The following is a 10,261-nucleotide window of genomic DNA, read 5'->3' as shown; positions in this document are numbered from 1 at the left end:
TTTCGCACTTTCGCACTGCCGTTCAGACGATCTCCCGCAGCCAGTCCGTCAGGCTCTGCATGGTGAACCGCCAGTTGTTCTCCAGCAGGGGCACGGCCTCGTCCACGCGGCCGTCGGAGACCAGCTCGGCGATCTGCTCGTGCGTGCGCGTGCTGACGGGGATGTAGCCGGCGTTCTGCATGTACGCGTACTCGTATCGCCGGATGACGGCCTTGGCCGTGCCGATGAGCGACATGAGGTACTCGTTGCCGTTCGTCTCCAGCAGCGTGCGGTGCCACGCCCCGTCCAGGTCAATGCGCCGCTCCGGGTCCTGCTCGGCCTCGAGCTCGGCGTTGATGCGGTCCAGCTGCGCGCGCCGCTCCGGCGTGAGGGGGGCGGCCGTGCGCAGGGCCAGCACCTCCAGCGTCCACAGCACGGGGTACGCCTCGCGCACCTCGCGCTCGCTGAGCGGCTTGACGAAGAAGCCGCGACCCACGTCGGCCTCCAGGAAGCCCTCGCGCTCCAGCCGCAGCAGCGCCTCGCGGATGGGCGTGCGGCTCACCCCCAGCTCGCGCGCCAGCGCCGTGTCGCTGATGCGGGCGCCGGGCTTGAGGTCGTCGCGAAGGATGCGGTCCACGATGGCGTGGTGCACCTGGTCGCGGAGCGGAACACGGGTAATGGGCCGGCCTCCGGGCCGGTCCAGCGCGCTGACGATCTCGGTCATGCGAAATGGGGCGGTGAGAGTCACACCTGAGCGGACAAAGATCGCCCGTCGCCCGGACGCCCGCAACCGCCGGGGGTTGTGAAGGGAAAGTACCACGTGCCAAGTTCCCAAGTACCAAGTGAAATGCAGCTCCATCCAGGTGCCTGGACGCGCGCCACTTGGCACTTGGCACTTGGCACTTGGCACTTGGCACTTGGCACTCGGCACTCGGCACTTGGCACTTGGCACTTGGCACTCGGCACTCGGCACTCGGCACTCGGCACTTGGCACTTGGCACTTCTTCTCCCGCCCCCATGCCTTCCGCCCGCGAGATCAGCGCTTCGCACCGCATGATGCAGGTGACCGAATGGGAGCTCCAGCGCATCCTGCTGGACATCCACGACGGTCCCGTGCAGCACATGTTCGCCGCGCTGTCGCAGCTGGACCTGCTGCGCCGCGCCCTGGAAGCGGACCGCTGCATGTCGCCCGCGGCCGAGGACCGCATCGGGCGCATCCGCCAGCTGCTGGAAGGCGGGCTGAACGAGGTGCGCAGCTTCATCGGTGCGTTCCGGCCGCCGGAGTGGGAGGCCCGCGGGTTCGTCCCCATCCTCGAGGGCCTGCTGCTGCAGCACGAGGCCATGACGGACACGCAGGTGTCGCTGGACGTGCGCGGCGCGCTGCCCGACATCCCCGTCCCTGTCAAGATCGGCCTGTACCGCGTGCTGCAGGAAGCGCTGAGCAACGCGTATCGCCACGGCGGCGCCAACCGGGTGGTGGTGCGCCTGCGCCCCGTGATCCGCGGGGGCGAGCCGCGGCTGCGGATGAGCGTGAGCGACAACGGCAACGGTTTTCGCGCCGAGGGCATGCTGGACGAGGGCAAGCACTTTGGGCTGCGGGGCATGCGCGACCGGGTGGAGATGATCGGCGGGCGCTTTCGCCTGCGCAGCGCGCCGGGCGCCGGCGCCACCATCGGCATCGAGGTGCCCGTGACGGCGGGGGAGGGCGCGTGAGCCGCTACCGCATCATCCTGGCGGACGACCACGAGCTGGTGCTCGAAGGGCTGCGCTCCCTCGTGGAGAGCGAGCCCGACATGCGCGTGACGGCCACGGCCACCAACGGGCGGCAGGCGCTGGAGGCCGTGCGCGCCCATCCGCCCGACGTCGTCGTCCTGGACCTGGAGATGGGCGAGATGAACGGGCTGCGCTGCCTGGAGGCCATCAAGCGCGAGCAGCCGGACGTGCGCGTGCTCATCCTGACCGCGTACGGCGACGGCGAGAGCATGCGCGCGGCCCTGGAGGGCGGGGCCGACGGGTTCGCGCTCAAGACGGAGCCGCCGCAGCAGACGGTGGCCAGCATCCGCCAGGTGTGCCGCGGGCAGCTCGTCTTTCCGCTGGCGGCGCGCAAGTGGCTCATGCGGAGCGATCCGGCCCAGGACGCGTCCACGCCCACGCCGCGCGAGCGGGAGATCCTGGCGCAGGTGGCCGAGGGCCTGACCAACGCGCAGATCGCCCGCCGCCTGCGCGTGAGCGACAACACGGTCAAGTTCCACCTCCAGAACCTGTACCTCAAGCTGGGCGTGCGGAACCGGACGGAAGCGACCGCGTGGTTCCTCCGCGAGCACCGCGCCGGCCGCGTCTGAGTCCCGGTTCAGCAGGCCGTTGCTGCATTTTCTCACGCAGGGCCGCGCAGGACGCAGCGTCCTTCATCGCGCGGTGAAGCCCTCCGCGGCTCCGCGGCGCCGCGTGAGAATCGGCTTCTGTCGCGGGACTGCTGCCCCTGCTCCCTCTGCGTGAGATGCAGGAAAGGCACGCCCCGACGGACGCCGGACAAAACCAGACGGAGCGGAAAGGGCTCCCGACCGACGCGGGAGGATGCTAGATTCACGGCATGGACACGACTTCTCCCTCTCCCCTGTCGGACCGCGGCACCTGCGTCCTGTGCGACCGCACGCTGGGCTCCGAGGGCCCCCGCAGCGGCCCGACCATCGGCTTTTGCCCCACCTGCGCCGGCGACCTGGGCATCGTCCCCGTGGAGAACCTGCTGCAGCTGGGGCCCTCGGACTACGATCGGCTGCCGTTCGGCTTCATCACCGTGGACCGCGACGGGGTCATCCAGCGCTTCAACGCGTTCGAGACGGCGTACAGTGGCATGCGCGAAGAGGACGTCCTGGGGCGCAACTTCTTCCAGGACGTGGCGCCGTGCACCTCCGTGCGCGACTTCGAGGGCCGCTTTCGCACGATGATCCAGGACGGCAGCGACGGCGTGGCGCGCTTTCGCTACGTGTTCCGCTTTGGTGGGGGCGAGCGGCTGGTGCAGGTGTCGATGACGTTCATCGCCAGCGAGGACCGCGGCATCATCATCGTCCGCGACCTGGACGCCGCCTGACGCGCGTGGCGGACTGCCTGTTCTGCGCCATCGCCCACGGCGAGGCGCCGGCCAGCATGGTTCACCAGGACGCGCGCTGCGTGGTGTTCATGGACATCCACCCCGTGCGCCCCGGCCACGTGCTGGTGGCCTCGCGCCGCCACGCCGTGCAGTTGCACGAGCTGCCGCCCGACGAGCGCGCGGCCCTGTTCGAGCTGGCCGTGCGCGTCGGTGAGGCACAGGCGGCGGCGGGGCTGCCGCGGCAGGGCGGCACGCTGGTGGTGAACGACGGCCCCGCCGCGGGACAGCACGTGCCGCACGTGCACGTCCACGTCATCCCCCGCGCCCGCGGCGACCTGCCGGCCGTGCTGCGGGCGTACGCGGGCAAGCTCTTCAACCACTTTGGACGCGCGGCGAACCGATCGGCGCTGGACGCGCTGGCCGGCCGCATCCGCGCGCACCTCGCACTTCCCGAAGCACCGGAATGACGCAGCTCCCCGAATCGACGCAGGCGCACAAGACCACGCCGCTCAGCAAGATGACCCGCATCGCTATCGCCGTCGTGGGCGCGGTGATCGGGTTCATCGTCATCACGCGCCTGCTCCCCGGCGGCGCCGGCCCCCGCGCCGACGCCCGCGAGGTGCTGGCGCGCGAGTGGCGCACGGAGGAGGTGCTGGGGCTGACGGTGTCGTCGCCGGGGCGATTTCGCGCCGTGACCATCCCCGTGCCCGACGAGATGCGCACGGCCATCCAGAAGATGGAGAGCTACGGCCGCAACGCGGGGCAGACGGAGATGCGCGTCTCCCGCACGGAGTTCAACGCGGGCGTGCCGCTGGACCTGGAGGGGAGCGCGCAGGGGGCCATCGACGCCATGCGCGGCAACCCCGCCGTCACGCAGATGCGGCACGCGCACGCGCGGACGGAGGTCTCCGGCATCCCCGCCGTGCGGACGACGTCCACGTTCCAGGTGGAGGGCCGCCCGGCGCACGGCGAGATCCTTACGCTGCTGCGCGGGCGCACGCTGTGGCAGGTGCAGGTGCTGGGGCCGGAGAAGGACGCCCCCGCGATCGCCCGCCGGCTGATGGAATCCGTCCGCGTGCAGCAGCCGTAGCCGCCGGGCCTGGTCCGCGGCGGCGGATCGATCGGCGTGAAAGCATTCGAGGAGCAGAGTCCCCCGGGATTCTGCTCCTCGATGTTTTTTCGTAAAACCGTGAAGCGTGACCCGGCCCCGCTGTCATGCCGAATCCCCGTGAAATGCGCACAGGTGTTGATTCCCTGAGGGAGCGCCCGCGCAGGGCTTGCCCGCTCACAGGCCCATGGGCGCGACCGAAGGATCTCCTTTGCGCCGCGTGCGCTCTATGATGCGCCGCCCCGCGGGTCGAGATAACAGCCGCGGAGTACGGCCGTATGCAGCGAAGCTCACCGGCGGCAGCGGTGAGCTTCGGAAAAGTGGAAATCATGCGGGCTGAGCTCAGGGATGTGTGTGCGTAGATGATCTCGTCAGCGCACTACGACAAGCGTCGCCGTATCGGCGAGCCGCAATCCTTCGGCAACAGGATCTACCGGGAACCGGATCCTTCCCGAATCAGCCGCGGCGGTCAGGCTGTCGAAATCCCCGCCATAGTCATCACGCCCGCGATACCTCACCACGATTCGGTAGGTACCGGGACGCGTGAAGTCGTAGGAGGCCACACACGAAAGCCGGCGCGTGGAGTTCGGTACATACCGTCCTTGGACGATACAGCGAAGATCCTGAACTTGGCCGAGGATAGCGCCCGCTGGGAGAACTATCTCCACCCGCGAGCCCTCAACCGTCAGGATGGGACTGCTCGCGGATGAGGGCTGGACGGGGGCACCCTCATCCGTGGTGACAGTGAAGGTGAAGCGTCCGGGGTGGTTGTCGAATGATGTCATACCCACACCGTTGACCACAAAGTAGAGTACCTCCACCGGAACTCTCCCTCCGGCCGAAATCGTGTCGTGGCGCAGCAGGACCCTCAGGTCAATTCCAGTGTCGGCCCGGGGAGCCAGAAAGGACGCGTCATCCTTCTGCCTTTGGGTTTCTCCCTGCGGGTCTCCCGCCGCACACCCCCAGCTTACCGGTAACATGGACCCAAGGATCACCACAATTCCCAGCACGCGTGTGCGGATGCGCCGATTCACCATTGCTGCCTCCGAATCTCGTATTCCCCACAACGGGGCCGACGCGCGGTGGCCCTCAGGAAGCTGGCCCACAATCCGCGGTTAATCCGCACGATCCGAGGACTGTCGTCGGTCATCGCGGTCTGTCCCGACATGGGCCAGCATCTCGTGGGCGGCAGTCATGAGGAAGGCCCCTGCGTCCAAGTTGTTTGCTTATAAGGATCTTGCCGCTCCCAAGCGGAAAAGTAGGCATGGTCCGGCCCATTACGGCCCGCCCACGAGTGCGCCGCGTTCGTCTGAATGCCGGCCACTCGACCACGCTACTCCTACTCCAAGAACATCAACACGGCAGCGAGCGCGATGCAGAGGAGCGCCAGATTCCGACACCGCCACCCAGTTCGAGTGAACCACTCTCGGCCGGCGAACGGCCCACGGCTGAACACGTGCCAGAACGCACCACTCCCGTTGAGGTGAAAGAAGGTCATTGCAGAGAACACGAACGCCGTGGTCACCGCGATCCGGAAGAGCGCTCGCATGTTGTTCTCCTTAGCTTAGCAGCCAACCTTGCCACAATACATTCCCTCGTCGACAGGCGGAGTAACCCACGGGAACACAGGAGTGCTTCTCTGGGCGTCGAGGTAGTGCTGAGCCAGTGGACGCGTAAGCTATGCGCCGTTGCCGTTGAGGCTAACTGTAGTGCCACGTGTTCATTTCAGGTCGCGCTAAGATCCCGGCTGGGACGCCTTCCATCTCAGGAACACCGAAACGATGTCTCTCAGGTTGCAAGTGCCTCCGAAACCTCTAAATACATTCGATTCGACTCGGCATTCAAACCAATCTGTCTCAGTACGTTCGATCCGAACTTTGATCATTGGTTGATTCTCGAGTTCTGTAGATCGCAGGTCGATCGCAACCGACCATCCAGGATTGTCGAGCGTAGAGATTTCTACGCCGAATGTGTGCTCCCAGTCGCCGTTGACTTGGGCGGCGTACCACTCCTCGAGCGCCTTGAGGAGATTGATTTCTGTCACGGGACCTCATTGCCTCGGGGTGGCCTCGTACTTCCTGTACGGTTGTTGTGAACATGTGGAGTGGGCACACTTTGTCCGGTCGTCTTGTCAAAGTGTGCTTTACCCGTTCCGTCGAAGCGTTTGACCGATTGCCAAGGATTAGGATTGCGTGGATTGGGTTGTGGCCTGAACGTTTCATAGTGTCCAGTGCCCCCACTGGGGTTCGGCCGAAATACGGAATGGGGTCCATCCGCCTTCGGGTGCGGCTGAAGATTATTGTTTCCACGGCCCCCTCCAATCCGTTGCGTTGTTAGCCCGGGAGAATTGCCACTCCCTGCACCATATAGGCTCATGATGTTGTGCAGGCACGGCGACTCCCCGCAGGCTGCGAGCACTCCCATCACTGCATAGCCAGCCTTCGCGGCAAGATTATCAGTAGCAACAAACTTGTCAGCCCAAAATTGGGTCGCTTCGGAATCGCAGCCTGCACAGACTGTCACTGTCTCGAGCTTGATCGGACAATGTTCTGTTCGCCCCTCTATGCAGTTGGCCCAAAGCCCATATGGATCCGAGTAGCTGACGGGATCACCGTCTGCGAAGCCGTAGGCGTTCAGGCCTCCCGCGAGGCCGATGGGGTCGGTCTGCGTGAACTGGCCCGTGGCGGGGTCGTAGTAGCGGTTGCGCATGTACATCTGGCCGCTCGCGTCCCGCATCCCGTCCACTAGGCCGCCGTACCACACGTCGATGTCCGGCGCGATCGTGTCGCCCCAGGCGTGCGTCGCCGTCGTGCGCCATCCCGGCCATGCGATCAGCAGGCATCCCGTCTGGCCGCCCTGCTGACAGTCGCGCACGAGGCCCATCACCGGTGACGTGCCCTTGTGGAACTGGCCGCGCCACGTGTCGCGCGGCACCACGCTCTCCGCGCCCTCCTTGGTGATGAGCAGCGGCTTGTCGATGCCGCCCGTGTGAAAGTAGCTCACACGGCCGTACATGGCGCCGCTCGCGCTCGTGGCGTCCAGCCCCGAGGGTCCCACCTGCATGTCGTTGCCGCCGGGCACGCGCAGCTCCCACAGCAGCTGGTCGCCGGCCCAGACGAAGCGCGTGAGCGTTCTCTCGCAGTCGTGGTTCGTGTTGAAGCACACGCTGTCGCGCCGCGTGCGCATCCATGATGCGCCGCCCCAGCGGGTCGTAGCGATACTCGATGAACGAGCCGTCCTGCGTCCACGTGCTGCCGGTTGCCCATCCCGTCCGCCACGTACACCTCCGTCAGCCGCGTGGGATCGTTGGGGTTGCCCCAGTCCGTCCCCACCAGGTTGCCCAGCCCGGAGTACCAGTTGTAGAAGTGCGTCTGCTCCTCGCTCACCTCACCGCTCACGAACGTAGTCTTGCCGCGGGCAGCGTACGTGTACGCCTCCTGCGCCAGCACCGCGCCCAGGATGCTGTCCACGCGCTTCGTGCGGCGGCTATCCGGGAAGGGCTACGTTTGTAATAAGGTGTTGATTCCCGCGCTGCATAGAGCGGAAAGAACTCACCTCCGTGTTCCCATGATGCGAGATGGGATATCGCGAGCACTTGGCACCACCCGTGTGTCCGGTGATCCTGTGCTGCGAATCACAAATCGATTCTTACCTCCTCAAGCTGATACCTGACCAGGCGACGGTTTTCATCGAACCAGAAACGCGCCTCGATCGCCTTCTCGCTGACCAGGCCCACCGAGGTTCTCCTCCATATCCCAAAAATCTCTCGTTCAGGAGCGATATACTCACTGTGTTGAACCCCCACTGAATCCAGGAACGCCTCTACCCTCTGGCTGCTCGATCCGAGTGGAATCCGATCACGGAACAACGTCTCGAGTTCCGCCGGAGTAGTGCGGTGCCTGAATAGTCCCAACGACACCGCGGCTCCTGATGCAACCGTCAGGAGCACGACGCTCAAGAGAGTAACCAACGGGCGACGAGACATAAGCCTCTCCTTTGGAGATCGTTACCGCCTGACCAACACCCCGAAACGCAGTCATGCTCCCTTCACAATAATGAGTCAGGACATCGGAAGCGTGGCTCCTCGGGTTCCGTGACTGGGCATCGGAACGCGCATCTCGTCCGACGAAGCCCAGCCACCGAAGACGCGCCTCCAGAACTTGTGCTTACTCTCAATGGGCTCCTAGTCCCACTGCCAAGTTTACTGCCGGCGGCCACTCATGGGCCTGGAACGGGCTAGCGCTCCATCCCACGACTCTCCAGCTATACTTTGGTGCGCTGATTCCAGCGCTCTGGAGCAAGTAATGAGCGGCAGAGTTGCTATTTCGGATAAATGGGTTGTATGCGATTTGCGCGTTTTCGATGCGCGCTGCAGCTGCATCGAACGCGCTGTTGACTTGGTCGCACGAAGCCCTGTCATCGCGCACAACCGTCCTTGGGGCGTCCGGTTGATTTTCACGACTATTCGATCGCAACGTCCCACGTCTCACCCTCAGATTTCCGTAGAAACTACCGCCGTTCTCATTACTATCAGTTCCGCCATGAGGGCTAGAGCTGTTCAAATTCTGACCGCCTTCCCCAGAGGAGCTCTCGACGGATGATCCCGCCGATCCGGCCGATCCCCCCGAGAGTTGATTCCGATCGTGTCCGGCGCCTCCACTCCAGAATCGCCTACTCCCGTCCGGCGACGTAGTAATGAGAGTAGTGTGCAGCCCAACGCCCCCAGCCGGGGTGTACTGAAGCTCAACCTTGCATAACCCGTAGGGATCACCGTATGTCACCGGGTCCCCTGCCGCGAACCCGTACGCGTTCATCCCGCCTGCGAGGCCGATGGGGTCGGTCTGCGTGAACTGGCCCGTCGCCGGGTCGTAGTAGCGGTTGCGCATGTACATCTGCCCGCTGGCATCCCGCATCCCGTCCACCAGGCCGCCGTACCACCCCACGATGTCCGGGCCCTCTTCGCCCCACGAGTGCGACGCCGACGTCTTCCATCCGGGCCAGGCAATGAGTAGGCAGCCGGTCTGGCCGCCCTGCTGACAATCGCGCACGGCGCCCGTCGTCGGAGACGTCCCAGCGTGGAACTGGCCCCGCCACGTGTCGCGCGGGACCACGCTCTCCACGCCCTCCTTGGTGATGAGCAGCGGCTTGTCGATGCCGCCCGCGTGAAAGCAGCTCACCCGATACATGTCACCGCTGGCGTTCGTGGCGTCCAGCCCCGACGTGCCCAACGACGCGTGGCTCGTGTTGTTGCACACGCTGTCGCGACGCGTGCGCATCGCCGTCAGCAAATCCATACGCGTTCAGGCCGCCGCGAGGCCGATGCCACCCGCCCACACGAACTGCGTAAGCGTCTCATCACAAATCAGCCGGGGCGCAGCGTGCGCCCCCAGTGGATGAACGCGGCCACCGCCAGTGCAATCGGAAGGAAGACACACGTCACGTAATGCCATCCATTGCTTAAATCTTCATGAATACGGTCAAATGGGTGTGCAGACGTGTTCTGCAAGCAGAGCAGCACGATAACTCCAAGGCCCACCAGGATGGCCATGACGTCAAGTGCCTGCCAGCGCGAATGATGGGCAGCCATCCACAAGCACAACATTAGCAGCAATGCCGCCGGAGCAACGACTGACGTGAGAAGGACACTGGTCCAGTGGGCAAAGGTATATAGAGAAAATGCCACGTTGTCACTGAAGAGCCCCCGTATGGCTTGCACGTGATGCAAGGCGGTCGACAGCATGAGAAGGTAGAGCGCGAAGAGTATCAACGAACCACGTCGCCATGTCCTCCACGGGGTCCTGAAGAGACGAACAAGGAGAATGATCGGAAGCACAATGGCGAATGCTTGCAGGAATGCTGCAACAACCCTGACCAGCCACAAAGCGGAGAAATCCGTCCGCTCAATCAGCAGTTGTGCTAAAAAGACGGGAACCCAAAGGAAGGTCCATATCGTCTGTGCCTGTCGGTTCGCGCTCGTCATCGAAAAGTCTCGGTTGGAAGGCCGCAGCGTCGGGGTTCAGAGTGAATGGCGTGGTAGATATTCTCACGTTGAACAGCAGGGGCTTCGGGCCGGTGACTACGGCCCT

The 10,261-nt window shown here is 64.8% G+C and carries 11 protein-coding genes; 5 read left to right on the top strand and 6 right to left on the bottom strand.

The window, feature by feature from the left end; all coding sequences use genetic code 11:
* Positions 1-22: 22 nt before the first annotated feature.
* Positions 23-703 carry a GntR family transcriptional regulator gene (locus VFZ20_RS30430; RefSeq protein WP_329687734.1) on the bottom strand — a complete coding sequence of 227 codons (681 nt, stop codon included), beginning with the start codon at positions 701-703 and terminating at the stop codon, positions 23-25.
* 329 nt (positions 704-1,032) lie between these two features.
* On the opposite strand from VFZ20_RS30430, the gene VFZ20_RS30425 reads away from it, so the two are divergent.
* From VFZ20_RS30425 to VFZ20_RS30405, 5 genes are all read left to right on the top strand, one after another.
* Positions 1,033-1,692, top strand: a complete 660-nt coding sequence (locus VFZ20_RS30425; protein ID WP_329687733.1) for a sensor histidine kinase — start codon at positions 1,033-1,035, stop codon at positions 1,690-1,692.
* Positions 1,689-2,321, top strand: a complete 633-nt coding sequence (locus tag VFZ20_RS30420; protein ID WP_329687732.1) for a response regulator transcription factor — start codon at positions 1,689-1,691, stop codon at positions 2,319-2,321. The genes VFZ20_RS30425 and VFZ20_RS30420 overlap by 4 nt, the downstream gene beginning before the upstream one ends.
* Before the next feature lie 248 nt (positions 2,322-2,569).
* Positions 2,570-3,067: a PAS domain-containing protein gene (locus VFZ20_RS30415; protein ID WP_329687731.1), complete on the top strand. Its 498-nt coding sequence runs from the start codon at positions 2,570-2,572 to the stop codon at positions 3,065-3,067.
* A gap of 5 nt (positions 3,068-3,072) precedes the next feature.
* Positions 3,073-3,534 (top strand): HIT family protein, encoded by a 462-nt coding sequence (locus tag VFZ20_RS30410; protein ID WP_329687730.1) that lies wholly within the window; start codon positions 3,073-3,075, stop codon positions 3,532-3,534.
* Entirely contained in the window at positions 3,531-4,157 is a 627-nt protein-coding gene (locus VFZ20_RS30405; protein ID WP_329687729.1) for a hypothetical protein, read from the top strand. The genes VFZ20_RS30410 and VFZ20_RS30405 overlap by 4 nt, the downstream gene beginning before the upstream one ends.
* Positions 4,158-4,546: 389 nt before the next feature.
* Here the strand turns inward: VFZ20_RS30405 and VFZ20_RS30400 are convergent, their stop codons facing one another.
* From VFZ20_RS30400 to VFZ20_RS30390, 5 genes are all read right to left on the bottom strand, one after another.
* Entirely contained in the window at positions 4,547-4,996 is a 450-nt protein-coding gene (locus VFZ20_RS30400; protein ID WP_329687728.1) for a hypothetical protein, read from the bottom strand.
* Between the two features lie 914 nt (positions 4,997-5,910).
* Complete coding sequence (locus VFZ20_RS32850; RefSeq protein WP_349264149.1) at positions 5,911-6,219, bottom strand: immunity 53 family protein; 309 nt, start codon at positions 6,217-6,219, stop codon at positions 5,911-5,913.
* On the bottom strand, positions 6,216-7,361 hold the full coding sequence (locus tag VFZ20_RS30395) for an RHS repeat-associated core domain-containing protein (protein ID WP_329687727.1): 1,146 nt from the start codon (positions 7,359-7,361) through the stop codon (positions 6,216-6,218). Before VFZ20_RS30395 ends, VFZ20_RS32850 begins: the two co-directional genes overlap by 4 nt.
* 986 nt (positions 7,362-8,347) lie before the next feature.
* The gene (locus VFZ20_RS33010; protein WP_414682961.1) at positions 8,348-9,088 is read right to left on the bottom strand and encodes an RHS repeat-associated core domain-containing protein; all 741 of its coding nucleotides are present in this window, start codon (positions 9,086-9,088) and stop codon (positions 8,348-8,350) included.
* A 449-nt stretch (positions 9,089-9,537) separates the two neighbouring features.
* A complete protein-coding gene (locus tag VFZ20_RS30390; protein WP_329687726.1) occupies positions 9,538-10,155 on the bottom strand; it encodes a hypothetical protein in 618 nt (205 codons plus the stop codon).
* Positions 10,156-10,261: the final 106 nt, after the last annotated feature.

This window comes from Longimicrobium sp. (genome assembly GCF_036280135.1).
Lineage (GTDB): Bacteria > Gemmatimonadota > Gemmatimonadetes > Longimicrobiales > Longimicrobiaceae > Longimicrobium.
Note: the sequence above shows the minus strand (reverse complement) of the source record. Positions and strands in the feature narration are given on the sequence as shown.